We start from the raw sequence: 24571 nt of genomic DNA, 5'->3' as shown, positions 1-24571 counted from the left end.
ATTTCTATTTCCAACTTAGGCCTCGCTTTGTGCGGGGCTTTTTTTGTAACACATCTTATTAATTTTGTCGATTTCCACCAGGACGAAGCGGAGAATTTCCTCACGGAGACTTTTCTATATTTGAAGAAACTGCTCCCGAAGGAAGAGAAAGAGGAATTCAAAATGGACTTCATCAAGACATCCGAAGCCTACGGCTACGAGACCATCGCCGACGCCGAAGAGAAAGCCCTCGCCGCCAAGTACGAAGAGGGGAGAAGCGAAGGACGGGAGGAAGGCATTGGAATTGGTGTTGAAAAAGGTATCGGGATTGGCATGGAAAGGGGACGAGAAGAAGGTGATATAATCGCCTGCCGAAGAATTGCTAAACGTCTCAAGGATGGCAGGGCTTCGTTGGATCTCATCGCGAATGTTTCCGGCCTCTCTGAAGAAGAAATCCAAAATTTGTAATTTCTATTTCCAACTTAGGCCTCGCTTTGTGCGGGGCTTTTTTGATGATGCAAAAAAGGTCAGTTATGAACCGACCTTCCTTGAATTCGTTGAATGGAGCCTATTCAACGTCTGCCTTTTCCAGCTTGACGCTCCGGCGGGAAACGGTTTCGTTGATCCGGGCAATTTCCTTTTCGGCATTCGCATGAAAATAGCCGAAAACCGCCTCGTTTGCCATTTTCATCGCCGTCAAATATGGCACGAGCTTTTCATTGATGAGGGGCATAAGCGGTTTCTTGAACGAGGTCGCGCTGTTTGCCTTTACCGCATTCGCCGCCGTGTATTCGTCGCTCACCCTGTAGAAGGCGTCTTGCGCCTCACGGATCTGCGAAAGGATTTCCGGTACGCCGTCAAGTGCCTTGGCGGACTCTTTTGCTTCGTCCTTGTCAAAATCCGCAAGCAGGCTTTCGATGAGGGACGATTCCGCCGCATAGCTCGCAGACACAATGGATTTTCCGTATTTGGCGAAAATGGCGTTGAGCTTTTGCGCTGCTTCGTTTTTGGCGGCAAGCTCGCTAACCACTGGCCACTGACAACTAGCTACTCTAATGCTACCGATTTTTTTAAGAAATTTTTAGAGGAGGCCTTTATTTATCTTGGATTTCCTTTTGTTCATTTTAACGAGGATTTACAAAAGTCTCACAATTTATGTGAGAATAGCATTTATAAGCAATGCGGGGCTGTAGTAAAATAAAATTCCTATTTAAAATGGCTTTCCGGTTGCGGGGAGGGGGCATTCGCCGTGCAACTGCCGTTTTTGAAACTTCGTCGCCGAACAGCCAGCTTAAAGTGGCCAAAAACATCGAATTGTCCAATGAGTACGAGCCACTTTTGCGATATGACGACCAATTGTTATATCGATGCTTTTCTTTGGTATTTGGAATGGCGAGAAATATGCGTTTGGCATGACGCGGGGAACGTGAAAGAGAGTTGGTAGCTTACGACAATTTTCGTCTTCCTTTTTTGCAATTCAAGAAGCGAGTGCCGAAAGTGAATGGGCAAGGCATTCCTGCTTGTGTTTCAGGCTTGGATGCACATAGAGCGAAAGAGTCGTTTTCACATTGGCGTGGCCTAGAATTTCGGCGAGAGTCCTGGCATCGGTTCCTGTTTCCATGGCGCGGGAGGCGTAAGTGTGCCGCAGAATATGAAAGTGGGAATACGGAATTTTCAGCTCCTTCTGGATTTTTGAAAAGTGGTAATTCAATAGCCGCGGTTCCATGGGCTTTGGGCTTCCGGTGAGAATATAAAAATCCGATGGGAGATTTTTGGACGACATTTTTTGACACAGGCAAATCGGAAGGGGAATTTCCCGAAAAGAAGTGGGCGTCTTGGGATTTTCGAAAATTAGTTTTGTTTTGGATTTTTCGCCGGGCGATTGGATTCTGTGATAGATACGGGAAATGCGAAAGCATTCGGCCTGAAAATCAAAATCCCCATGGCGCAGACCGCAAAGCTCGGAAAGACAGAAGGGGAATAGAGCGTCGGATTTTGCAGAAAATTCTTCCTCGGACTTCTAGATTCTTTGGACGGTCGGGAGACCGTCCCTCCTTGCTTGTTCGTAAAAAAACGGAAAAGAATGGATTTATTTGTGCAAAATGTTGATTATTAAGTTATAATCCCTTCAGGGCGACAAAACGAAGTTTCTATGCACGCTGCCCAAGAGCCGGGATGGCGAACGTAATAATTCCGCGGGCCGCCCGGACGTTTGGACGGCAAACGTAATAATTCCGGGGCCGCCTGGACGTTTGGACGGCAAACGTAATGATTCCGCAAGCCGCCCGGACGTTTGGACGGCAAACGTAATGATTCCGCGGGCCGCCCGGACGTTTGGACGGCAAACGTAATAATTCCGCAGACCGCCCAAGTGCAGGGGAACGAACGTAGTTTTCCCGCAAACCAAAAACAAAACCGGCAAACGTAATTTTTACGGAAGCCGAAAAAACATGGAGGTAAAAATGAAAAAAGTGATCAGCACCCTTCGCATCGCCGAAATCAACGGCCTTGCCGATTCGATTGTGGCGCACTACAAAAACGAGTCCGGCCTGAATGGCGACGCCTTCCTTTCGGGAGTGATGGCGGAGGTGGAAGCCCTTTCGGCGAAAATCACGGCGGCCATCCGGCAGGACAGGGCGGTGAGCGGCCTGGACGAGGCGGACACCGTGCGCGACAACGCGGTGAAAAGCCTCGGCACGCTTCTGGAGGGCTATGCGGCGATCCCGCTCGCGGGGAAAAGGGCTTCGGCGCAAAAACTCTTGTCGGTATTCGGCAAATACGGAAAGTCGATAACGTCTGCGAACTATACGGCGGAATCGGCCCTGATCAAGAGCTTGCTGGAAGACTTTGCCAAGGCGGACGGGGCGGACATCCAGAACCTCCCCGGCGTGGCGGAGAGCCTTGCGGAAATCCGCGCGGCGCAGGACGCGTTCTCCGTGGCGAACGTGGAATACACGCGGGCGGCCTCTTCCAAGGTGGAAAGCGCGACGAGTGTCAAAAAGCCGCTCGTTTCGGCGATAAACGACCGGCTCGTCCCCTACCTGAACACGATGGCGATGGTGGACGGGGAGAAATATGGCAATTTCGTCCGCCATGTGGAAGCCGAAATCGCCAAGATGAACGAAACGGTGGGGAAGCGGAAGAAGGACGGCGCGCCCTCTCCTAGCGTGGAGTAGCCCGAACCCGCCTCTATTCACGGAATCCCGGTCCGCCGGGATTTTTTTGTTGGGGGCAAGGAGGGACGGTCTCCCGACCGTCTCCGGGCATAAACTGCCTGTTCGTATTGGCGGTACAGGGGAAGCGGCGTCCCGCCGCTTTGCGCTGCACTTTTGCGCGGGAAAGGAATGTCGGATTTTTTGGGGAAAAGCCATTCCCGTCAAGTTTTCGTTCCATCCGCTTTTAAAATTATATTTGAGGGTAACATAAAAATCCCTGGGAAGGGGTGTCTTGCAAAAGGAACGACGATGGATTTCTCCCAAATTCTCGACAAATACCGCACGGAAAGCTTCTCCGAACGCGACAAGGGCAACAAGTTCGAACTTTTAATGCTCCGTTACCTGAAAACGGACCCGACGTATGCAGGGACGCTCGAAAATGTCTGGCTGTGGAACGACTTTTTCGCCAAGGACCAGTTCGGCGGCAAGGACGTGGGTATCGACCTGGTGGCGGAAACCAGCGGAGGCGACTTCTGGGCTATTCAATGTAAATGCTATAAAGCCGACACGAAAATCGACAAGCCCGCGGTGGATACCTTCCTTTCCACATCGGGAAAGACGTTCCAGGACCGCGAAGGCAAAAAGGTCCGTTTCGCGTTCCGCCTGTGGCTAGACACCACTGAGTTGGGCTTTAACAGCGAAGCACTCAACTCCCTCGAAAATCAGGACCCGGAATTCCACCGGGTGGGACTCCTCGAACTCGAAAACGCCAAAGTGGATTGGGAAAAGCTGGACAAGGGAGCCGTCGGCGAAAAGGCGCAGCAGAAGAAGAAATCCCCGCGGGACCACCAAAAGGAAGCCATCCAGAAAGTTCACGAATATTTTCAGGAAGCCGCCCACGATCGCGGAAAGCTCGTCATGGCCTGTGGCACGGGCAAGACCTACACAGCCCTATGTATCGCCGAAAACGAGACCCAGAGCCGGGGAACGATTCTTTTCCTTGTGCCGTCGATTGCCCTTTTGGGGCAGACCCTCCGTGAATGGACGGCGGATGCCCAGGAACCCATCCACCCGATTTGCATCTGTTCGGATTCCAGCGTTTCCAAAGCCGTGCGGAAAAACGACGAAGAAGGCGACGGCTACAGCGTCACAGACTTAGCGCTCCCCGCCTCTACGGACGTGAGTTCCATTGTGAAGCAACTGGAATATGCTCGGCAGAAAAGCGGCCCAAAGGGCGGCATGACGGTCGTGTTTTCCACCTACCAGTCCATCGAGGTGATTTCCAAAGCTCAAAAGCAAATCAAGGATTTCGAATTCGATTTGATTGTTTGCGACGAGGCGCATCGCACCACCGGCGTGACCCTTGCCGGGAAGGACGAATCCAACTTTGTCAAAGTCCACGACGACAAATTCCTCCAGGCGAAAAAGCGCATTTACATGACGGCGACACCACGCCTTTACAGCGAGAGCAGCAAAAAGAAAGCCGAAGAAAACAGCATCGAAATCTGCTCCATGGACGACGTTTCCAAATACGGCGAAGAAATGTATCGCATCGGTTTCGGCGAGGCCGTGGAAAAGCAGCTCCTTTCCGATTACAAGGTGCTTGTGCTGACCATTGACCCCATGGCCATGAGCGAAAGTCTGCAACAGTCCCTTGCTACGGACTCCGGCGAAATGCTCTCGGACGACGAAGCGAAACTCGTAGGCTGCTTTAACGCCCTTTCGAAAATCACGCTGGTGGACGACCACCAGCTGAAAGAAACCGACCCGCTCCCCATGAAGCGCGCCGTGGCGTTTTCCCAGAACATCAAGGTTTCCAAGGAAATTGTGGATTTAATCAATAGGATGAAAGAATCCTACTACGAAAAACTCAAGCCTGAAGCGCAAAAAGAAACAGTGCGGGTTTCGGCGATGCACATCGACGGCGGCATGGGTTCTTCCGCCCGCGAAGAACGCCTCGCCTGGCTCAAGGGGACGACCGAAGAGGGCGAATGCCGCATTTTGAACAACGTCCGCTGCCTTTCCGAAGGGGTGGACGTGCCGAGCCTCGACGCGGTACTTTTCCTCAGCGCCCGGGATTCCGAAGTGGATGTGGTGCAAAGCGTGGGCCGTGTGATGCGCACCGCTCCCGGCAAGAAATACGGCTACATCATCATCCCGGTTCTCGTGCCTTCGGGCGAAAAGGCCGAAAAGGTGCTGGACAACAACGACCGTTTTAAAGTGGTGTGGAAAATCCTGAACGCGCTCCGCGCCCACGACGACCGCTTCAACGCCATGGTGAACAAGATCCAGTTCTGCACCGCCAAGCCGGGGCAGGGCCTCACCGGCGGACGCATCGGCGTTTCCAACGGGCAAAATCCCGGTGGCGTGGAACACGTGGACCCGAAAGCCAGCCAGAAGCAGAAGGAACTCCAGGAGCAGATGGAACTCAAGTTCCAGGAACTCCAGGGGGCGATTTACGCCAAGATGGTGGAAAAGGTGGGGAGCCGCCGCTATTGGGAAGACTGGGCGAAGGACGTGGCCGATATCGCCATGCGCCACGAAGAGCGCATTCGGAAACTCATCGCTACCGAAGGGAAGCCCAAAAGGGAATTCGAGCGATTCTTGAAAGCACTTAAAAAGAACCTGAATCCGGGCGTGGACGCGGAACAGGCGATAGAAATGCTTTCCCAGCACCTGATTACAAAACCCGTATTCGAAGCACTTTTTGAAAATTACGACTTTTCGCAGAACAACCCGGTTTCCAAAGCGCTCCAGCGGATTATCGACCTGGTGGAAGACGCCAGCGACGATGTGGACAAACGGAGCCTGGAAAAATTCTACCAGAGCGTGAAACTCCGGGCAGAAGGCGTGGAAAGTGCCGAGGGCAAGCAGAAAATCATCATCGAGCTTTACGACAAGTTCTTCAAAAGTGCCTTGCCCAAGACGGTGGAGAAGCTGGGAATCGTCTATACCCCGGTGGAATGCGTGGACTTTATCATCCGCAGCGTGAACGACGTGTTGCAGCGGGAATTCGGTCGCAAGCTCACCGACGAGAACGTGAACATCATCGACCCGTTTACCGGCACGGGAACTTTCATCACGCGCCTCATCCAGAGCGGACTCATCGCCAAAAAGGATTTGCCCCGCAAGTTTGAGAGAGAACTCAAGGCCAACGAAATCGTATTGCTGGCCTATTACATTGCGAGCGTGAACATCGAGAACGCCTACCACGACGCCATGGCCGCCGAGGAATACACGCCCTTCAAGGGAATTTGCCTTACGGACAGTTTCCAACTCAGCGAACACGCGGAACAGGAGGATTTTGGCGAGGATGTTTTCCCGGTGAACGGGCCCCGGGCGCGGGAACAGAAGAAAGTGCCCATCCAGGTGGTGATTGGGAACCCTCCCTACTCGGTGGGGCAGAAGAGCGCCAACGACAACGCGCAAAACCAGAAATACCCGGATTTGGATTCCCGCATCGACCGCCATTATGTGCAAACGAGCGAAGCGAATTTGAACAAGGCTGCTTACGACAGCTACATCAAGGCTTTCCGCTGGGCGACCGACCGGATTGACAAGAAAAGCGGCGGCGTGATAGGCTTCATCACCAACGGCAGCTGGATCGATTCCAACGGATTGGACGGATTCCGCAAGAGCCTGGAAAAGGAATTTTCCAAAATCTACGTCTTTAACCTGCGGGGGAATGCGCGCACCAGTGGCGAACAACGCCGAAAAGAAAAGGATAATGTCTTTGGCGTGGGAACGAGAACCCCGGTGGCCATAACCATCCTCGTCAAGAAGCCGGCAGCCGCGGGTGACGAAACCGTCATTGCGAGGAGCGTAGCGACGAAGCAATCCGAAAGCGGTCAAGATTGCTTCACCCCTTCGGGGTTCGCAATGACGAATGCTGTTTCGGGGGTCGGAGAGACGGGTGCGACATCGGGTTTCGGAGAGACGGGTGCGGAAAACGCCACTCCGAGGAGCGGAAGTCGGGTTCCGTCATTGCGAGGAGCCGCAGGCGACGAAGCAATCCAAAAGGCGGTCATCAAGTATTACGACATTGGCGACTACCTTTCCCGCGAACAGAAGCTCGAAAAAATCCGGGCCGCCGAAAGCGTAACGCATTTGGAGATGACCGTTCTGCACCCGAACGCGCACGGCGACTGGATAAACCAGCGGAACGAGGCTTTTGGAAAGTGGACGCCGATAGAACCGGAGAAAAAGTTCGACGAGAAAAGCAAGAGCTGGTTTGTAATTAATGCCGTTGGAGTAGCAACAGGAAGAGATGCCTGGGTTTATGGATTTTCAAAAGAGAAAGTAAGTGGAAATATGGAAAAGATGATTCGGTTTTATAACAACGAACGAATAAAACTGAATGAAGGCTCCATTTCGGAACTAACTCTTTCAACAACGAATATCAGCTGGACAAGAGCGTTGAAAAGAGATGCCGAAAAAAATGTTTCGCACAATTTCAACTCGGATTTATTTGTAGAAGGATGCTATCGTCCTTATTGCAAGGAACATTTGTATTACGATAAGCCTTTTATTGAATCTCCAGGGTTGTGGAATCAATTATTCCCTACATCGGAATGTAAAAATCTGGTGATTTGCATTTCTTGTGAAGGTTCCACTAAAGAGTTGTCCACTTTGTTGGTGAATACTTTTGCGGATTATCATTCTGTTGGCGACAGCAAAATTTTCCCCCTCTACTATTACGAAGAAACCGACGAATCCAGCCTTTTTGCCGCCACGGAAAAATTCACCCGCAAGGATGCCGTCAGCGACTACATTTTGAAAAAGGCCCGCAGCCAATACGCCGACCCCAAAATCAAGAAAGAAGACATCTTCTATTACGTCTATGGTTTCCTCCATTCCCCAGAATACCGGGAGGCATTCAGCGCGGACCTCAAGAAAATGCTCCCCCGCATCCCGCTGGTCGAAAGCGCAGGCGACTTCCGGTCATTCAGCTGCGCCGGCAAAAAGCTTGCTCAGCTCCACCTGAACTACGAAACCGCCGAACCCTACAACGCCATGGTCGTCTCCTCCAGCGCCGCCGCCGAATCGCTCCCGCTCTTCCAATCCAAAGTTGCCGACGTCCGCACAAGCTACAGCGCCGAGCCTCCCGAAACTTTGTATCAAGTTCGCCAAATGCGTTTCCCCAAAATCGACGGCAAGGACAGGAACGGCAAAGCCAAAAAGGTTGACGACAAGACCCGCATCGTCTATAACGAAAAGCTCACCATCGCAAGCATTCCCCTTGAGGCCTACGAATACGTCGTCAACGGCAAATCCGCCATCGAATGGCTCATGGAACGCTACGCCGTCACCACCGACAAGGCGAGCGGCATCGTGAACGACCCCAACGACTGGGCCATCGAACACGGTGACCCGGCCTACATTTTCAACCTGATCCTCCGCATCATCACCGTAAGCCTCGAAACCGTGAAAATCGTAAAGGCATTGCCCAAGGTGGAGCTTTAGAAGGGGGATTGTGGAGAGTTCGTTATCTCTAGGCGCGGAGATAAAGAGCTTAGAGTTTAGAGCTTCGTGTGGGGGAAGAGCTTTTCACAAGAGTCCTGCCGCTTTGCGTTACTTGCCCAAAGGGGCATTCGTCTTTGCTGGAGCGAAGCGACGATGCAATCTTTTTTGCCGTGAGAACCGCGAATTTCAGAGTTGTTTTACAGAGTCTATGAACATAAAAACAAATTGTTTGAAGGGTTTACAAAACGTTATAATGTGACAAAGGCCATTTAGAGAGAAAAACAATTAAAGGCTGGCTTCCCGACAAAAGAAAATTGAATGGATTGAAAAAAGCAATACGGAATGGGTAGATTTATACGAAAGCATTATTCAATGACGACGGCTTTAGAAAAGGATTGCTTCACTACGTTCGCAATGACGTGGGGCTGCCGCTTGCAATGTTGTTTTCGTCATCCCGGGAAGCGTGGCGGTCATTATCGTCATTGCGAACCCTTTAGGGTGAAGCAATCTTCGTGTGCGTCCAGATTGCCGCGCTTCGCTCGCAATGACGTGGGGCTGCCGCTCGCAATGACGAGAATCAACTGTCATAACAATGTTCCGCTATCAGCGCAAACGCTTCGGCGCGAACGATTTTCACGGTTAGCGATTTGCCGACGGGGTAGTCCCCGGCCAGCGCGATGGGGCGATACGCATGGTCGCGAGCAATCGTCGTTCCTACTCGTTGCCCCGGCTTTTCGACGACAACGGTTTCCGTTTGCCCGATAAGGCTCTGGTTGTTTTCGAGAGCTATCTGCTGAAAAATGCGGGAAAGCTCCGCGGACCTGGTGTTGCGCTCTTTAGGGGGAATGTCGTTCGGCAAGAGGTATGCCCGTGTGCCTTCGCGCGGAACAAATCGGGTGATATTGCAGATGGATGGACGGGTCGCTTTGACGAGTTCTACGCTGGCCTGGAAATCGGCGGGCGATTCGCCGGGGAATGCGACGATGATATCCGTTCCCAAAACCATGTCGGGAAAATGCTTGCGGAAAGCGTCGGCGATTTGAAAATATTCGGCGACGGAATGGCGGCGGTTCATCGCTTTTAAAATACGGTCGCTTCCGCTTTGAACGGGAATGTGTAAAAATTTATACAGGTGGTCGTCGTGAAAAGTTTCTTGCAGGGCGTCCAGATAGCGCAGCACGTGACGCGGATTTCCCATACCGACCCGGATTTTGTAATCTCCCCGGACTTGGACGAGTATTTTTTGCAAAAGTTCAGCTAGGTTCGTCTTCAGGTCGAATCCGTAGCAGCTGGTGTCTTGCCCCGTCAAAAAAATCTGCTTGGCGCCGTCTTCCACTTTGCGCTGCACCCGGCGGACAATCCTTTCGGCGGGGATGCTTTGCAGCGTGCCTTTCACCAGATGGGTCGAGCAGTAGCTGCAAGAATCCAGACAGCCCTCTTCGATATTCACCAGCCCGATTCCCGCATGGCAGAACAAGGAAGGTGTCGCGTTCGGCTTTTCGCCGAGTCCTGCTGCGGAATCCACTCTGGAAAGAAATTCCTGGAAGGCGTCTTCGTTTTTGTGCGCATCCTTGGGGCCAAAGCAGAAGTCGGGATAAAGGCGGGCGAGTTCCCTTTTCAGGTCTTCGGTGGCGCAGCCCGTAACCCATACGGGTGCCGGAAATGTCGAACGGATTTTTTTGGCGAGCTTGACCGCCCCGGAGATGCCCTTGACCGTGCAGGCGTTCAGGACTATCGCGTCGGGAGGTGCGGAGGGCATTTCAAATTGGACGGCGAATCCCTCTTGGGCGAAGCGTTCCCCGATCTTTTCTCCGTCCCCAAAGTTCGCCGCACAGCCTTCGCTGAGAATGGCTACTGTTCGCTGTGAACGCATTGGAGAGATGTCCCCGGGTAGTAGGCTTGCAGAATTTCCTGGAAACTTTGGCCGGCTTTGGCGCGCGCCCGGGCTCCCATCTGGCACATGCCGATTCCATGTCCAAAACCCGAACCGTCAAGAACCCACGCCTTGCCGTTCTTTTCGATGGTAAAGCGGGAAGAGGGGAGAATTTTGGAACCTTCTTTAAAAAGGAATCGGATTTTGTCGCCTTGGACGGTAAAGATGCCTTTATCGGTAAGGACTTCAAGGGTGTCGATGCGTCCGCCGGGAAGGGTGGTCCGTATTTGGATTTGCTGGATTTTGCTGAATCCCGATTTTCCATTGGCGCGTGCGTCCTTGAAATTTTTTTGGAATAGGGAGACGAGTTCTTTTTCGCTATAAACTTTTTTCCAAGAAGAATAGGAGCTGGCAATGCACCAGGAGGAATCCACATTTTTCTTGTCGATTTGGCTTTTTAAATAGGAGACGGGGGATATTCCCCAGGTTTCCACGCCTTCCGTTGCGCCGCCGCAAGTGGAGTGGTAATACGCTTCGATCAGTTCGTTTTCAAAGGTGAGGACGATTCCCGCTGTGGAGTCGATGGCCGCGCTGGGGAGGGCGGATTCGTTTGCGCAGCCGTTATACACCTGATCCTGCACGGTGGCGTAAACATCAAAGCCGAGAGAACTGCGGGAATTGTAGTGGCGGTAGGCGTAGGTTCTGGCGGCGACGGCTTGCACTTTGAGCGCTTCGAACATGCTGGAATCGAGTTTGCCGATTTCATTGGGCACGACGCCTTTGAGGTAATCTTCGATGGGCAGAATGTTGATGATGGTCAGTTTTTTGGATCGGTTGATGACCAGAATTTTTCCTCGGTATTCACGCCCGTCCACGGACAGGTGCGCATTTTCGGCTGGAGTGATGCAGACCGAGTCCGCTTTCTCGGAATTGACGGCGATTTTGGAGCCGCTGGCGGATATTTTGATCGTTCCCGATTGATCGGAAAGCTTTTCGCCTTTTCCGTGGAGTTCGATGGTGTAATGGCTTCCGGAAATTTCCGCTTTGGAGACGCCGACTTGAATGCCTACTCGAAAATCGCGTTGCGCTTCCGCGGGAAGAGTCCAAGTTGGGTAATTTTGCCGGGATGCTTCGGGGTTGCTTGCCGGAGCTATTGGTTCAAAGTTTTCTTTGGAGAGGGAATCCGGGCTTTCTGCTTCGGCGACTTCGGAGTGAGCCGTTTTTGCGGCGACCGTTTCGGTGGCGGTAGAGGAATCGTTTTGCGGAGTGGCTGTGGCAGCTTCTTCCGCGGGCTGTGCTTCTTGGGGCGGGTCTGTAACAAGCGGTGGCAGAGGTGCGCAGCTGACAAGTCCAGCCGCAAGGAAGAGCAGCGAAAAACGATTCATCTTTTAGAGTTCGCCTTTTTGGATTTTTTGGCCATGTCGCGCAGTTTGGAACGGTTGAGTTCCCTGTCCGCAGTCGAAATCATATCGACGAAAAGTTTTCCGTCCAGATGATCCGTTTCGTGCTGGAAACAGCGGCAAAGGAGGCCTTCGACGTTGTGTTCTTCGACGGTCTCTCCGTTTTCGTTCATGTAGCGGATCCAGATTTTTCCCGGCCGATAGACGTTGCAGAAAATGTCGGGAACCGAAAGGCAGCCTTCGTCGTAAGGGACGTTTTCGGAATCGGGTTCTTCTCCCCATTCCGGATTGAAAATAATCCGCGGTTCGGGCTTTTCGTCTTCGTCGGGTCTGGCCGGGTCGATGACAACCAGCCGAATGTCTTTGGCGACTTGAGGAGCGGCAAGTCCGACTCCGCCAGCGTCGTACATCGTTTCGAGCATGTCGTGCGCCAAAGCGACGAGTTCCGGCGTTACTTGCGAAACCGGTTTGCACTTGACGCGCAGAGCCTGATTCCCGTAGATGGTAAGATCCAATATGGCCATTTTTATTTTGCCGCTTTCGTTTCTGCTTTTTTGTCTTCGGCGTTCAAGACGCGGACGATAGCGCTTTGTTCAAAATCAAGACGCGTGTCGCTGCCGGTTTTGACAGAGACGATGTTGCCTTCCACGCTCATGACGGTGCCGATAATGCCTGCGGCGGTCAGAACCTGGTCGCCCTTTTTCAAAGCCTTGCGCATCGCGTCGAGCTTCTTCATTTCCTTTTGTTTCGGCATGATGAAAAAGAGATACATGACGACGAACATCAGGATGAACGGGAGAAATCCCATAAGGGGAGATCCCTGCTGTTCCGGAGCGGCTTCCTGTGCAAAAGCGGATACGGCAAGTGCGAGGGCAAAAAAGGCGGAAAATTTCATAGAGAATCCTTTTGAAAAAAATGTTGCGTTCAATTTAGAAAAATAATGGGCGAGATGAGGCGCTTCCAGAAAATTCCTTTTCGAAAAGCCGATGGCGGGGTGCTTGGTTGTTTTTTCGGGATTTATATACAATGTTTCACACGAACCGTCTATTGGCATAAGGGGTATTTTTTTGGGAAAGGGAAACTTTGTTTCCTTAGTGTGAAGGATGCTCGAAGTGGACGCCACGCTTTTAGGAGAAGCGGCGGCTCGCCGCTTGGCGTTGCTTTTCCGAGGGGGAGTGGAATGTCGGAGTTGGTATAAACTTCTTTCGCACACCGCCAGACTTTCGGACGGGTGGGAGCCGCTTTACTGGCTTTCCATCGACTCGAGGAGCTTCTTGTCCAAAAGGGGATAGACTCGGTTCAGCTCCAGCAAATCCTTGACCGCTTCTTTGTCGGCGTAGAATTGTGAAATGTCCTTGAAATTGGGTGTCGATAGGAATTCGGGAACGGAAAACAGATAGCCGCATTGTACCAGATTTTCAAAAGCGCGGTGCGTCAGCTTGACTCCGGGAAATAATTCCTTGTATTTGGCGACAAAATCTTTCTGGTGGATAAACGTGGTACCTTGCTTTTCTTGCCCCTTTGTTTTGGCGACCGACACGAATACGGTGAGAATCGTCTGGTCGTTTGCCGAAAGCAGGGATCGCGGAATGTTTTTGCTCTTTTTTCGAGCGAGAAGAGTGCGATAGAGGAGCGACGGCAGATTTTTGCGGTAAAAGTGAATTTGTGTGAGGTCGCCTGGAATGAGCTTGGCGGTGCCGAGGTCGCAGAGTGCGCGGAGCAGTTCAAAAGCGTCGTTATGACCGAGTCCATGGATGACGCCGAGGTCTTCGATTAAAGGGGCTAGTGGGAAGGTGCCGTCTTCGCTTTTTTGGGCATATTTTGCGCACAGAAACAGGAGCGCGGGCAGGGCGTAAATCTTGGCCAGTTTTTTCCGGTTATGCTCCAATTTTCGCGCATGCCTGTCCATAAAACGCAACAGCGGAGGAAACCAGACGGGGAGCTTGTCAAAAGCCTCTTGCAAATTTTCGGGAGTGATTTCCAAGACTTCGACGGGTTCGGTTGCGCGGAGCGTATATGCGTAGGGCATTTTGCTCAACAGAGCCTCTTCGCCGATGATGGAGCGCGGACCCCAAAATCCATAGTTTTGGAGCTTGGTCCCTTCTTTTTTTTGAATTTGCAATTCCCCTTTGAGGACAATGTAGAGCTTCTCTCCCGCATCGCCTTCTTTGACCAGAATGTCTCGCGGTTGCAATTTTTTTCTCATAGAAGCCCCCGGATATTGTGCTCTCCGTGGATGGCGTTCAGGTATTTATCCAGGACGCTTGTCTCCAGGAAAAGCTTTGGGGATTCCGGAATTTCCGAAAAAATGCCGAGTTCCAAAAATTTGATGACGATAATGATGTCGGCGTCGGGGCAGGAGATTTTCAAGTATTGAATCCATTCGTCGCGGGTCCGCGTAAAAAGGGAATTTTCGAGCCCTAAAAATTCTAGGCAGGCTCGCTCCCTTTTGGAAAGTCCGTAAGCGGGGTAGGTTTCCCCTCGGCGTTCCGATTGCAGATATTCTACGAGAATGCGGAACAGCTTCGGCTTGACCAGGCGCATTTTGGCGTTTTGTTCTCCGTTTTCTCCCGCTTCCAGCTTGACGAATTTGCGCCGGATAAGCTCTTTAAAAGCTTGATTCGTTTTGTCGGCATTGGCGCGGGACTGCCAGAGATATTCCTGAAGGGTCGGCTCTGTATCGAGCGGCTTTCCGTTGGCTTTGACGGCGAGGAACAAGGCAAGGCTTTCCAGCGTACTTGAAAACAGCGGCTGTTGGGCGGCGGCCTTTTGCTGCTTTGCTTTTTGGGAAAGGGAATTGATTGTCGCGAGCATCCAGGGCGGAACCTGTTTGAGTACTTGCGCCATGGAACTTGGACCGATTTTAATAATGGTCGAGGGTTTTCCCGCTCGGACGGAATAAGCAAAAGCGCTCCCTTCCATCACAGAGGAAACGCCGATAAGGGAGCCTTGAGGGATGTTGTACAAAATGTCTTCGTTGTCGAAAGCTTCGAGTTCGCCTTCTTCGACATAGAGCATCTCGGCTGCCTTTTGCCCTTTTTTAAAAAGCAAAAAACCCGCTTGGACGGAAACCCGCTCAAGCGGAACGTTTTTTTTTGTATCGGGATTGCCCGGATTCACGGGACACCGCCGCAGCAATTAAGCGTTTTGCTTCTCGACGCGTTCTTCGATACGGGCAGCCTTGCCAGAAAGCTTGCGCATATAGTAGATGCGAGCTTGGCGAACTTTACCCTTGCGGTTTACTTCGAGGGAAGCGATACGCGGGCTGTGCAGCGGGAAAATACGTTCGATTGCAACGCCATCGGTCATTTTACGGACAGTGACGGTTTCGCCGATTCCGGTATTCTTCTGCTGGATAATGACACCCTTGAACGGCTGGATGCGTTCTTTGGTGCCTTCGATAACTTTCACGTTCACCGTGATGGTATCGCCGGCGCGGAGTTCCGGAATATCCGTTTTCTTGTTTTCTTGCTGAATCGTTTGAATGTTAAGGGACATAAGATGTGACCTCTGTTATTGTGTGCCAAATTTAGTATCTATTTGCAGTTTTTCGTAGATGTCGGGGCGTCTTTCTTGCGTTCTTTTTAAAGATTTCGCCCTTCTCCACTCGGAAATCCGCTTGTGGTGCCCAGAAAGGAGCACTTCGGGGACGGATTTGCCTTCAAAAACTTCGGGTCTGGTATAGACGGGCCAGCCCAGGGGACCTTGCGCGAAGGAGTCGGTTTCGCCGGATTCCTTGTGACCGAGGGCTCCGGGAAGCAGGCGCACGACCGCATCGATAAGGAGCATCGCCGGAATTTCGCCGCCGCTGACCACAAAATCGCCGATGGAAATTTCCATATCGACATAATTTTCGCGGATGCGCTCATCGATTCCCTTGTAATGCCCGCAAACCAGCGTCAGGTGTTCTTCTTGAGAAAGAGCCGCTGCCATCTGATGCGTAAAGGGGACTCCGTCCGCCGTCAGGTAGATGACTTTGCCGCCATCTTCTTTGACCCGAGTGCTTCGGATGGCTGCAGCCAGCGGTTCTGGTCGGAGCACCATGCCCGGTTCGCCTCCGTAGGGAGAATCGTCCACTTGACCGTAGTCGTTGATGGCGAAGTCCCGAAGGTATATCGGATGAAACGAGAACAGTCCGTTCTTTTGCGCCCTGCCGACAATGGAGTGCTCCAGCGGGGAGAACATTTCGGGGAAAATGGTGATGCAGTCGATTTTCATTTCACCCTCATGTCGAAAAGCTTGGCAAGGAATTCTTCCGAAATGCGGATTTTCTTGCCGTTTTCATCGATTTCGCGGACGCATTCGTTAATCCATGGGGCGAGGATTTCGCTTCCTTTATATGTAAAACGAAAGGCGTTTACGCTGGGGAGGGATTCCACCGAAAGGACTTTTCCGATTTCCTGACCGGCGTCTCCGATAATGGAGAAACCTTCCAGATCCGAAAAATAATACTGGCCGGCGGGCGCGGGAATGCGTTCGCTCATCGGGACGCCGATGTCTGCATTGACAAGTTCTTTCAGGGATTCCGAAGAATCGTAGCCTTTGAATTTGAAAATCCAGATGTTTCCGGCCAACCGCACGTTTTCGACTTCAATAGGGAGAACCGCTTTGGGGGCAAGCGCATAAACCGTTGCCAACCGTTTGCAGCGTTGCAGGTCGTGCGTTTGTGGAGCGCATTTGATTTCGCCCTTGAATCCGTGGGGGCGCATCAAGTGTCCGATGACGACCAAATCTTTGTTGTCGATAACGTTTGCCATATTCTTCAAAAGAAAACCCCGTGCGAATTGCGGCACAGGGTTCTGCCTTGAAGTTGAAAAAATTAAGCCTGCGGAGCTTCTTCGGCTTGAGGAGCTTCCTTGGCGGCCTTTTCCGCTTCGATACGGGCTTTTGCCTTAGGACCGAGCTTGGCTTTTTTCTGCTTGTCCGGACGAGGAGTCGCGGTCTTGCCTTCAATGGAACGGCCTGCCCTGATTTCGTGGAAGAGATCGAGAATGCCGACTTTCTTCAGAAGGGAACGGACGGTGTCAGACGGTTGCGCACCGGTCTTGAGCCACTTCAAAACTTTTTCCTGATCGAAAGAGATGTTGGGCTGCTTGAGGTTCGGATCGTAGAAGCCGACCTGTTCGATAAAACTGTCGTTGCGCGCTTTGCGGTTGTCGATGACGACGGCGCGATAAACAGAGTGGTGACGCTTGCCAAAACGAGCGAGACGGATAACTGTGGACATTGAAGATACCTCTTGTTTGATTAACGCCCGCAAATATAGAAAGAATTTTGAAAAATCCGTCGTTTGAACACAAATTAATTTAAAAAAGTCAAAAAATGCCGATTTTGGCGCAAAAACAAAGATTTTAAATGAAGATTCTCTCTAAATAGAGGTGCCGGAAAATAAAAACTTACGCTTTTTTTCGGTTTTGCCATACGTCGGTGTGAAAAAGCTGCCCTTGGGCGACTCCGTATTTTTCTTCGGCGTCGATGAGTTTTGCGGCGGTATCGAAGGGAAGCCTTCCCCGGATGGCTTCTGTATAAAGGCGGATCTTGTCTGCGGTTTCGGAGGAGCTTTCTTCGAGTATTTCCAACCGAAATCGATAGACTCCCCGTTTGGCAAATAGGGAGACCAGATTTAGGGCGGATTGCGGCTGTTCCAAATAGAGCGTATTGCGGCATTCCGCGTCGGGAACGAGGGAATGGCGGGCCCCCTTGTGATCCACGATGTCGATGTGGTGCTTGGCGCAGGCCTGTTTACAATAGGGAAAGCGAATCGCTTCCGTCAGATGGGCGGCGTAAAGGCAATGCTCCATATAGAAAGCGGGCAAGTGGAGAAAAACCGAAAGTTCAAAATGGGAACCGCCGAAGTTTTCGAGCAGCCGCTCGGTTCCCTTCGCATTTAAATCCAGGGACGGGTGCAGGGAGCGCAGCCCTTGTTCCAAAAACCACTCCGCCGAAAGGACGTTGGAAATGTTCAAGCTGTAATCGCCTTCCAGCGGTATTCCGGAAGATTGCAGGTAGAGTAGTGCGCCTGGATTGCGGACAAGGATAAAGTCCGGCTTGAACTCTACGATTTTTTTTAAGTTTCGCGTTTCGCCTTCTTTGAGTACCCGGATGGTGGCGATTCCCACTTGGAATCCGAAAGAGCGGGCGAGTTCCATGGGCTTTTGACAGTCCACTCCCCAATCCAGATCGAGAATGACGCGGTCGATGTCTTTGCCCGCCAAATCGTGGAGCTGTTGCGGACGTCGGATGAGAACGGTGATTTGCGCTCTGCTTTGGGGGGCGGATTGGTGCGCACGGCGGGCGTGAGAAAGTAAGGATTTTCCGTCGTCGGCAGAGGCTTTGGGCGGCTGGCTGTGAAGGCGTTTACGGTCAAGCGCTTCGACGGCTTCTTTTCGCAGGTACCGAATTTCCTTGTTGAGTATAAAGGCGTCGCTGGGGATTTCGATACGGATGCTCTCTGCAAAGTAGGCGGTGCCGCTCAATGCCGAAAGTTCCTTTTGCAGTGCTTCGACGTTGTCCCGCGGGTTTTGGGCTCTTTCAAGAAGACCTTCGGATTGCGCTTGCGCAGTGTTGCCTTCGTCGTCTTGGAGTTCCAGGGTCAGAGGCTTCCCGAATTGGCCGCAAAGACGAATCCGGATGGGGAATTGCCGTTCGTTTTCCCGATTTGCAAAAGTCTTGCCCAGCCTTTTTTCGATAGCGGGCGAGTCGTTGCGGAAGGCGCTCATCCCTGTTTGAATGCGGCGCAAATCAAAAGCGTTGCCGAATTCCATTCGGGTGCTGCCGTTTACGGATTGATGGGCGAACAGGCGTCCGCCAACGGAATTTTCTTCTCCCGGATTTTCAAAAAGAATGCCGTCGCCCGCTTCAAGATGGTGGTTGCCTTCCACGAAAACGTGTTTGTGATCGACGCGTTTCACGTTGCCAAGGAATTGCCCGTGATGATTTGAAAAAAAACCATTGACCAGATTTTGCTGATCTACGCCGTGGAGCCAGCCGGGGCCGAGCCCGCGGGAAAATAGGACTTCCAACGGTTCACGCAGCTCCGGGCGGACGTTGCCGCCGTCGATTTTTTCTCGGAAAGCCCGAGTGACAGCAGCTACGTATTCCGGGCTTTTCAGTCGCCCTTCCACTTTAAAAGCCTTGATGCCGATGGATTTTAGCTCGTCCATGTCGTCGAGAGCGGAAAGGTCTCTGGGACTGAACAGGTAATTTTTCCCGTATGAATTTTGCTTTTTCCCATCGACAATCATTTGATAGGGGAGTCTGCAACTTTGAGCGCATTGCCCGCGATTGGCGGAACGTCCACCGATATTTTCACTGGTCAGGCATTGCCCGCTAAAGGAAACGCAGAGTGCGCCGTGTACAAAAACCTCCAGTTCCAAAGATGTGCGTCCGGCGATTTTCCGAATGTCTTCCAGGGAGAGTTCCCGAGCGAGAACCGCCCTTGTACAACCCAGTCGCTTTGCCATTTCGACCCCTTCGGCAGAGGCGATGGTCATTTGCGTGGAAGCGTGGATTTCCATTTCGGGGGCGATGGATTGAAAAAGCCGCATCAATCCGACATCCTGAATGATGATGGCGTCGGGTTCCAGAGCGGCGAGATTTTCGATGTACTCTGTCAGCGCGTCAATTTCGTCTTCGAAGACGAGGATGTTCATGGCGAGGAAGGTGCGGACACGGCGAATGCGCGCATAGCGAATCATTTCCCGCAAATCATCGAACGAAAAATCCAGAGAACGTCCGCGGGCGTTCCAGCGAGGAGCCCCCAGATAGACGGCGTTCGCCCCATTTTTCACAGCGGCGTAAAACATATCCTTGTCGCCTACGGGGAGCATCAGTTCGAATTTTGGAGAATTTCGCATTTGCAAAGGAAAGTAGAAAAATTTGACGACTGGCGACTTTGCAAAATTCATTTTCAAAAATCGGAGCGATATATGGCGGGAGTTTGGCGGCTTGTTTTCGACTTTGCCAACAGAACGCCCGTGCCGAATGAATTTATATTGCCAATGTTCTTTAACGTCAAAGGAAACTTATGCGTAAAATCGGAATTTTGATTTTTCCTTTTGTGTTTTTAGCTGCGTGCGGAGATTCTTCCAGTTCGGCTTCGGATGAAAATTTGCCGTTCTCTTCGTCGCAGACATCGGATTTTTCTTCATCCTCGTTTGTATTGGAAAGTTCGTCGGCAGAAATTCCCGCTTCTTCGGAATCGGAAGGCGAATGGAGTTCCGCCTCGTCGCCGGATGCTTTGCCGATAGTTCCCGATGCTGATGGATTTTATGCGATGGAAGAAATTTACAAGGCTACCCCGGCAACGAGCAAAATCGTTTTCGTCATTCGCCATGCGGAGCGGGAAGACAGCCTTGGGCGACTTTCGGATTTGACGGAAAATGGCAAAGCGGCGGCTCGCTCTTTAGGAGAAAAACTCGTCGGCGAATCGGAAAGTTTTTTCTACGCATCGACCGATTTTGTGCGGACCCGCGAAACCTGCCGGCAAATCGCTTTGGGCCGTGGCGAATCGGATGCAGAAGCGCAGACTTGGGAAGGCATCGACGGCGGTTATTTTTTGAAAGTTTCTTCGGACAGCTTGGACAAGTTTGCCAAAAATCGCGGCGGGACCTGGAAAATCATTTCCCGCTGGGCGTATGCGGATCCGAAAATGAACGAAAATTTGGCGTCGCTTGTCAATGCGCATTTTTACGATTTGTTTGAACGGGGCGCGCAATTTGTTCAGGAAAATATCGTCCCGAACATTCCCGATTGGAAACGCGTCAGCGTCTTGGTTTCTCACGACGTGCTTTTGGAACCCTTGCTGGTCTATGCGACGAATCGGCAAATCGACTTGCGATTTTATGAAAGCGGACGTTGGGCGAATTATCTTTCGGGAGTCGCGATTGTGCAAAGCGAAAACGGCATTTCCCTCTATCCGGTTCGCGGAATGGATGTCGGCTACATGACGGCGAATTCTTCAAAATAAAGCGCAAATTTTTGGGCGTGCCCCGGCTAGAAACAATGCGGAACGTGAATTTCCGCCGGGTCGGGCTATATTGCACTAAGCGACAAATCGGAAAAATAAATGCGCACGGGATATCGCCAAGTGCAACGGAGCCGCTCCTTCGCGTCTCCGCCCGTTCGGGTCACTATCCCTCACGCAAAAATCACCCACATTTATCGCCCCGCTGGATGAATGGAAAAAGCGGAGAAATGAAGAGTGCGCTTTTGGGGCGGCAAAAATATGGGAATTATGTACAATCCTACGCTAAACTTTCACAAGCATTTTTTTCAAAGGGGGAATTTTTTTTCAAACTGGAACTCTCTTTCACAAGGTGAATTTCTTCTCGCGGGCCGCGAGGTACTCGCCTGCCCATGAGTCTTGGGAACTTGTTCCCTTAGACGAATTGTCTCTTCCAGAGATACTTCAACTACGGAATCAGAGATTCCTAGTTTCCAATCCAAGCCAGCGGTACGTCATTGCGAGGCGCGATAGCGTCGTGGCAATCTGTGCGGGTTTCCCGTCATTGCGAGCAAAGCCCCATGAGTCTTGGGAACTTGTTTCTTTAGACGAATTGTCCCTTGCAGGGATACTTCAACTATGAAATCAGAGATTCCTAGTTTCCAATCCAAGCCAGCGGTACGTCATTGCGAGGCGCGATAGCACCGTGGCAATCCAAGCCAGCGGTACGTCATTGCGAGGCGCGATAGCACCGTGGCAATCCTGTCTGCAAAAAAAGGATTGCTTCTACACTTCGAGTATAACTCCACTAAGGTAACAAAGTTACCAAGTGTCGTATATCCACATAGAGTATAACTCCACTAAGGTAACAAAGTTACCAAGTGTCGTATATCCACATAGAGGATAACTCCACTAAGTCAATAAATTGACAAGTGTCGTATAACCCCTTTGGGGTTCGGGGTGACTGTCGCTTTCAAATACGGCTGATTTTCTCCTAGGCAGGCTCGCAATGACGTAAAAACAACAGCCTGCACAAGGAACGCAAGCGATCAGGCTGTCCCGTACACAATCCCTCCCCACGACATAGCAATCTTTGCAGCCATCCCGTCATTGCGAGCAAAGCGCGCTTCTCCTCATTGAGCATAGACCTCCGGTTACTTTCTGCGCAGAATTGTTTAAATTTTTTGGACGAGGATTTGATGATGCGTAAAATTTTATTCGTTCTTGCGGGCTTGCTTTGCTTGTCCGCTTGCTCCGACAAAGAAGCGGAAAAGGAAATCGTTCGCAAACAAAATGAATTGCAGCAAATTCAAACGCAAATAGACAAGGTGAATGCCGAAATGGACAGTCTGAAAGCCGTCGATGAAATGCTGAAAAAGGAATTGGATTCGCTGGATATGAATCCCTGATGCGGACGTTGATTCTTTACAGTTCTTCGGCGTTATTTCTTTTGCTGACGGCGGCGTTCGGCTGCGCCTTGTGGCATGATGTTTCCTCGAAAATAAATTACTCGCTGTATTATTTTGAAGGAATCGGTGTGGCACTCTATGTCGCACTCCGGATTCTTTTTTTGTTTTTAGGGCGAACGCTGGAATTTGCGGAAACCTTTTATCACGAATTAAACCATACGTTTTTTGCCGTACTTTGCTTTCATAAAGTGGAATCTTTCTCCGCTCACGCTCAAAAAGGGGGACTTGTCACTTTTGAAGGCGTTTTGAATCCCGTCATAGCGCTTTCCCCTTATTCGTTTCCGCTCTTTGCTTTTACCTGTTCTCTACTTTCGCTGATTTTGATTCCAGAAGCCCGTCTTGTGGCTCGTGTTTTTGTCGGCTTCTTTTTGGCATTTCATCTGGTGGTCGTCTTGCGGACGGCACGACCGTATCAAACGGATTTGCAGCTTTACGGCTATGCGTTTTCCTATTCGGCGATTTTATTTTCAAACATTTTTTGGATTCCTCTGACGGTGAAGCTTTGCTCCGGGGGATTTTCTTCTGTGCAATCTTGGTGCGTCTCCGGCTTTGAAACAATCAAACGATGGACTCTTTTGGCGGTAAATTAAAATGGGTCAGATTCTGATACAATCGGTACTTCTCGATGGGAATTCTTGCGATGTTCTGATTGAGAATAAATTATTTAAAACAATCGCTCCGGCGAGAACCCTTCCAGAAAAAATGCCGGGTTTGCAGGTAATCGACGGTTCGCATCGGGCAATCGTTCCCGCTTTTTACAATACGCACACCCATGCGGCAATGACTTTTTGCCGCGGACTTTCCGACGACGTTCCTCTTCAGGTCTGGTTGGAAAAGTATATCTGGCCGCGGGAGGCGAAGCTTTCTGCCGAAGACGTCTATGTCGCCTCTCGCTTTGCCATTTTGGAAATGATCCGTTCGGGTACGGTGTTCTTTGCCGATATGTATTGGCATCGGACGGAAACGGCTCGGGCGGCGCGCGAAATGGGCGTTCGGGCTTGCATCGGCGTGACTTTTGCCGACGTTCTCAAAAAGGATTCCGATGAAAATTTCCGTTTTATCGAAGAAAACATCTCGGCGTATTCGGACAGGATCCGCCTTGCGGTGGCGCCCCATGCCATCTATACGAATTCCGCAGAATCCCTGAAACGCTGCGCGGAGTACTCGGAGCGTTTCCATTTGCCGCTTCACATTCACGTCGCCGAAACGGTTGGCGAAGAAAATCGCAGCGTTACGCCGACAAACGGACTTTCTCCGGTGGAATATCTGGATTCCTTGGGATTGATTTCGGAGCGGACGGTGGCGGCGCATCTGGTTCACGTTTCGGAAAAAGACTTGCAAATCCTTTCAAAACGCAAAGCGACTTGTGCGCACAATCCTTGCTCCAATATGAAACTTTCCAGCGGAACATTTCAAATGAAACGCTTTTTGGAACACGGTATTCGCGTCGCGTTGGGGACGGACGGTGCAGCGTCGAACAACAATTTGGATATGCGGGAAGAAATGAAATTCGCATCGCTGCTCGCTAAAATGACTTCGGGCGATCCGACGGTTCTTTCGGCGACGGAAACTTTGAAAATGGCCACGCGGAATGGTGCAGAAGCCTTTGGACTGAATGCCGGCGTTATCGCCGAAGGAAAACTCGCCGATGCGCTTTTGCTGAATTTGGATGCGCCGTGTTTTGCGACGGGAGATGTCGTTTCCAATTGGGTTTATGCGGCAAATTCCTCGGTCATCGACACCGTTATTTGTGACGGGGAATTGCTGATGCGCCATCGTGAAATCTCGGATTCGGAAGAAATCGAACGCGATTTCCGCAATCGTTTTTCCTCGCGTTCCTAGGCGAAAATATGCGGCATTTTATTCGTTATAATCTCATTGGAATCGTCAATACGGCGATTACTTTTGTTGTCGTTTGGATTTTGTATGAATGTTTCCATTGGAATTTGGAACTTTCCAATTTTTTGGGTTTTGTCGCGGGCGGTATCAATTCTTATATCATGAATCGCTCGTGGAATTTTAAAAGCAAAAATCGAAAATCCAGAGAAATGCTTCGATTTGCCGTCGTCTTTTTGTGTGCCTATCTGGTGAATTTATTTGTTCTGGAATCGCTGAAAGAAGCGGTGCCGGCAGTGGGAAATCATTTTAGCGCGGGCTATGCCGCCAATGTTTTGGCGAATTTGGCTTATATCGTGGTCAGCTATATATTGTATCGCTTTTGGGTTTTTAAAGCGAAGTAGTTTCTCGCTAAGGTTAGCGAGTAAAGTGGTTCACTTTTTCCAACAGAA

Annotated in this window: 20 protein-coding genes and 2 pseudogenes; 8 read left to right on the top strand and 14 right to left on the bottom strand. The window is 51.1% G+C overall.

The features are described 5' to 3' along the window. Window positions 1-447, top strand: a pseudogene (locus B5D40_RS05250) (hypothetical protein); the annotation flags it as partial. Between the two features lie 100 nt (window positions 448-547). Here B5D40_RS05250 and B5D40_RS05245 read toward each other — a convergent pair. After that, on the bottom strand, window positions 548-1009 hold the full coding sequence (locus B5D40_RS05245; protein WP_078776059.1) for a DUF6261 family protein: 462 nt from the start codon (window positions 1007-1009) through the stop codon (window positions 548-550). 447 nt (window positions 1010-1456) lie between these two features. After that, a pseudogene (locus B5D40_RS05235) lies at window positions 1457-1933 on the bottom strand (site-specific integrase); the annotation flags it as partial. A gap of 508 nt (window positions 1934-2441) precedes the next feature. Between B5D40_RS05235 and B5D40_RS05225 the strand changes: the two are divergent. Next, window positions 2442-3155, top strand: a complete 714-nt coding sequence (locus B5D40_RS05225) for a DUF6261 family protein (RefSeq protein WP_078776063.1) — start codon at window positions 2442-2444, stop codon at window positions 3153-3155. 13 nt (window positions 3156-3168) lie between these two features. On the opposite strand, the gene B5D40_RS05220 is transcribed toward B5D40_RS05225, so the two are convergent. Further along, a complete protein-coding gene (locus tag B5D40_RS05220) occupies window positions 3169-3372 on the bottom strand; it encodes a hypothetical protein (protein ID WP_078776055.1) in 204 nt (67 codons plus the stop codon). A gap of 71 nt (window positions 3373-3443) precedes the next feature. On the opposite strand from B5D40_RS05220, the gene B5D40_RS05215 reads away from it, so the two are divergent. Then, on the top strand, window positions 3444-8597 hold the full coding sequence (locus tag B5D40_RS05215) for a DEAD/DEAH box helicase (RefSeq protein WP_078776054.1): 5154 nt from the start codon (window positions 3444-3446) through the stop codon (window positions 8595-8597). A 577-nt stretch (window positions 8598-9174) separates the two neighbouring features. Here the strand turns inward: B5D40_RS05215 and B5D40_RS05210 are convergent. The 11 genes from B5D40_RS05210 to B5D40_RS05160 all read right to left on the bottom strand — a co-directional run bounded on the left by B5D40_RS05210 (window position 9175) and on the right by B5D40_RS05160 (window position 19726). Beyond that, a complete protein-coding gene (locus B5D40_RS05210) occupies window positions 9175-10470 on the bottom strand; it encodes a tRNA (N(6)-L-threonylcarbamoyladenosine(37)-C(2))-methylthiotransferase (protein ID WP_078776053.1) in 1296 nt (431 codons plus the stop codon). Next, window positions 10449-11855 carry a SpoIID/LytB domain-containing protein gene (locus B5D40_RS05205; RefSeq protein ID WP_078776052.1) on the bottom strand — a complete coding sequence of 469 codons (1407 nt, stop codon included), beginning with the start codon at window positions 11853-11855 and terminating at the stop codon, window positions 10449-10451. The genes B5D40_RS05210 and B5D40_RS05205 overlap by 22 nt, the downstream gene beginning before the upstream one ends. Then, window positions 11852-12394 (bottom strand): peptide deformylase, encoded by a 543-nt coding sequence (gene def, locus B5D40_RS05200; protein WP_078776051.1) that lies wholly within the window; start codon window positions 12392-12394, stop codon window positions 11852-11854. The genes B5D40_RS05205 and def overlap by 4 nt, the downstream gene beginning before the upstream one ends. A 2-nt stretch (window positions 12395-12396) precedes the next feature. Continuing rightward, complete coding sequence (gene yajC / locus B5D40_RS05195; protein WP_073302286.1) at window positions 12397-12765, bottom strand: preprotein translocase subunit YajC; 369 nt, start codon at window positions 12763-12765, stop codon at window positions 12397-12399. A 348-nt stretch (window positions 12766-13113) separates the two neighbouring features. After that, complete coding sequence (locus tag B5D40_RS05190) at window positions 13114-14076, bottom strand: cyclic nucleotide-binding domain-containing protein (RefSeq protein ID WP_078776049.1); 963 nt, start codon at window positions 14074-14076, stop codon at window positions 13114-13116. Next, complete coding sequence (locus B5D40_RS05185) at window positions 14073-14990, bottom strand: Crp/Fnr family transcriptional regulator (RefSeq protein ID WP_158222214.1); 918 nt, start codon at window positions 14988-14990, stop codon at window positions 14073-14075. The genes B5D40_RS05190 and B5D40_RS05185 overlap by 4 nt, the downstream gene beginning before the upstream one ends. Before the next feature lie 18 nt (window positions 14991-15008). After that, window positions 15009-15368, bottom strand: a complete 360-nt coding sequence (rplS, locus tag B5D40_RS05180) for a 50S ribosomal protein L19 (RefSeq protein WP_073302292.1) — start codon at window positions 15366-15368, stop codon at window positions 15009-15011. Window positions 15369-15383: 15 nt separating this feature from the next. Beyond that, window positions 15384-16088: a tRNA (guanosine(37)-N1)-methyltransferase TrmD gene (gene trmD / locus B5D40_RS05175; RefSeq protein WP_073302294.1), complete on the bottom strand. Its 705-nt coding sequence runs from the start codon at window positions 16086-16088 to the stop codon at window positions 15384-15386. Next, the gene (gene rimM / locus B5D40_RS05170; RefSeq protein WP_143394556.1) at window positions 16085-16627 is read right to left on the bottom strand and encodes a ribosome maturation factor RimM; all 543 of its coding nucleotides are present in this window, start codon (window positions 16625-16627) and stop codon (window positions 16085-16087) included. The genes trmD and rimM overlap by 4 nt, the downstream gene beginning before the upstream one ends. Before the next feature lie 62 nt (window positions 16628-16689). Next, window positions 16690-17097: a 30S ribosomal protein S16 gene (rpsP, locus tag B5D40_RS05165; protein WP_078776046.1), complete on the bottom strand. Its 408-nt coding sequence runs from the start codon at window positions 17095-17097 to the stop codon at window positions 16690-16692. Between the two features lie 169 nt (window positions 17098-17266). Next, the gene (locus tag B5D40_RS05160; RefSeq protein ID WP_078776062.1) at window positions 17267-19726 is read right to left on the bottom strand and encodes a U32 family peptidase; all 2460 of its coding nucleotides are present in this window, start codon (window positions 19724-19726) and stop codon (window positions 17267-17269) included. A gap of 170 nt (window positions 19727-19896) precedes the next feature. Between B5D40_RS05160 and B5D40_RS05155 the strand changes: the two genes are divergently transcribed. The 5 genes from B5D40_RS05155 to B5D40_RS05135 all read left to right on the top strand — a co-directional run bounded on the left by B5D40_RS05155 (window position 19897) and on the right by B5D40_RS05135 (window position 24523). Continuing rightward, window positions 19897-20838 carry a histidine phosphatase family protein gene (locus B5D40_RS05155; RefSeq protein ID WP_078776045.1) on the top strand — a complete coding sequence of 314 codons (942 nt, stop codon included), beginning with the start codon at window positions 19897-19899 and terminating at the stop codon, window positions 20836-20838. Window positions 20839-22013: 1175 nt separating this feature from the next. After that, window positions 22014-22223 carry a hypothetical protein gene (locus B5D40_RS05150; RefSeq protein ID WP_078776044.1) on the top strand — a complete coding sequence of 70 codons (210 nt, stop codon included), beginning with the start codon at window positions 22014-22016 and terminating at the stop codon, window positions 22221-22223. Beyond that, the gene (locus tag B5D40_RS05145; RefSeq protein ID WP_078776043.1) at window positions 22223-22873 is read left to right on the top strand and encodes a M50 family metallopeptidase; all 651 of its coding nucleotides are present in this window, start codon (window positions 22223-22225) and stop codon (window positions 22871-22873) included. The genes B5D40_RS05150 and B5D40_RS05145 overlap by 1 nt, the downstream gene beginning before the upstream one ends. A gap of 1 nt (window position 22874) precedes the next feature. After that, on the top strand, window positions 22875-24125 hold the full coding sequence (locus B5D40_RS05140; protein WP_078776042.1) for an amidohydrolase: 1251 nt from the start codon (window positions 22875-22877) through the stop codon (window positions 24123-24125). 8 nt (window positions 24126-24133) lie between these two features. After that, window positions 24134-24523, top strand: coding sequence for a GtrA family protein (locus tag B5D40_RS05135; protein ID WP_078776041.1), 390 nt, complete (start codon window positions 24134-24136; stop codon window positions 24521-24523). Window positions 24524-24571 lie beyond the last annotated feature (48 nt).

Origin of the sequence: Fibrobacter intestinalis (assembly GCF_900167415.1) — a bacterium.
Classification (GTDB): domain Bacteria; phylum Fibrobacterota; class Fibrobacteria; order Fibrobacterales; family Fibrobacteraceae; genus Hallerella; species Hallerella intestinalis.
Note: the sequence above shows the minus strand (reverse complement) of the source record. Positions and strands in the feature narration are given on the sequence as shown.

Coding starts and splice junctions, on each gene's coding strand:
- B5D40_RS05225 (WP_078776063.1), top strand. CDS start 2,442: ATGAAAAAAGTGATCAGCACCCTTCGCATCGCCGAAATCAACGGCCTT.
- B5D40_RS05220 (WP_078776055.1), bottom strand. CDS start 3,372: ATGGAACGAAAACTTGACGGGAATGGCTTTTCCCCAAAAAATCCGACA.
- B5D40_RS05215 (WP_078776054.1), top strand. CDS start 3,444: ATGGATTTCTCCCAAATTCTCGACAAATACCGCACGGAAAGCTTCTCC.
- B5D40_RS05210 (WP_078776053.1), bottom strand. CDS start 10,470: ATGCGTTCACAGCGAACAGTAGCCATTCTCAGCGAAGGCTGTGCGGCG.
- B5D40_RS05205 (WP_078776052.1), bottom strand. CDS start 11,855: ATGAATCGTTTTTCGCTGCTCTTCCTTGCGGCTGGACTTGTCAGCTGC.
- def (WP_078776051.1), bottom strand. CDS start 12,394: ATGGCCATATTGGATCTTACCATCTACGGGAATCAGGCTCTGCGCGTC.
- yajC (WP_073302286.1), bottom strand. CDS start 12,765: ATGAAATTTTCCGCCTTTTTTGCCCTCGCACTTGCCGTATCCGCTTTT.
- B5D40_RS05190 (WP_078776049.1), bottom strand. CDS start 14,076: ATGAGAAAAAAATTGCAACCGCGAGACATTCTGGTCAAAGAAGGCGAT.
- rplS (WP_073302292.1), bottom strand. CDS start 15,368: ATGTCCCTTAACATTCAAACGATTCAGCAAGAAAACAAGAAAACGGAT.
- trmD (WP_073302294.1), bottom strand. CDS start 16,088: ATGAAAATCGACTGCATCACCATTTTCCCCGAAATGTTCTCCCCGCTG.
- rimM (WP_143394556.1), bottom strand. CDS start 16,627: ATGGCAAACGTTATCGACAACAAAGATTTGGTCGTCATCGGACACTTG.
- rpsP (WP_078776046.1), bottom strand. CDS start 17,097: ATGTCCACAGTTATCCGTCTCGCTCGTTTTGGCAAGCGTCACCACTCT.
- B5D40_RS05160 (WP_078776062.1), bottom strand. CDS start 19,726: ATGCGAAATTCTCCAAAATTCGAACTGATGCTCCCCGTAGGCGACAAG.
- B5D40_RS05155 (WP_078776045.1), top strand. CDS start 19,897: ATGCGTAAAATCGGAATTTTGATTTTTCCTTTTGTGTTTTTAGCTGCG.
- B5D40_RS05150 (WP_078776044.1), top strand. CDS start 22,014: ATGATGCGTAAAATTTTATTCGTTCTTGCGGGCTTGCTTTGCTTGTCC.
- B5D40_RS05145 (WP_078776043.1), top strand. CDS start 22,223: ATGCGGACGTTGATTCTTTACAGTTCTTCGGCGTTATTTCTTTTGCTG.
- B5D40_RS05140 (WP_078776042.1), top strand. CDS start 22,875: ATGGGTCAGATTCTGATACAATCGGTACTTCTCGATGGGAATTCTTGC.
- B5D40_RS05135 (WP_078776041.1), top strand. CDS start 24,134: ATGCGGCATTTTATTCGTTATAATCTCATTGGAATCGTCAATACGGCG.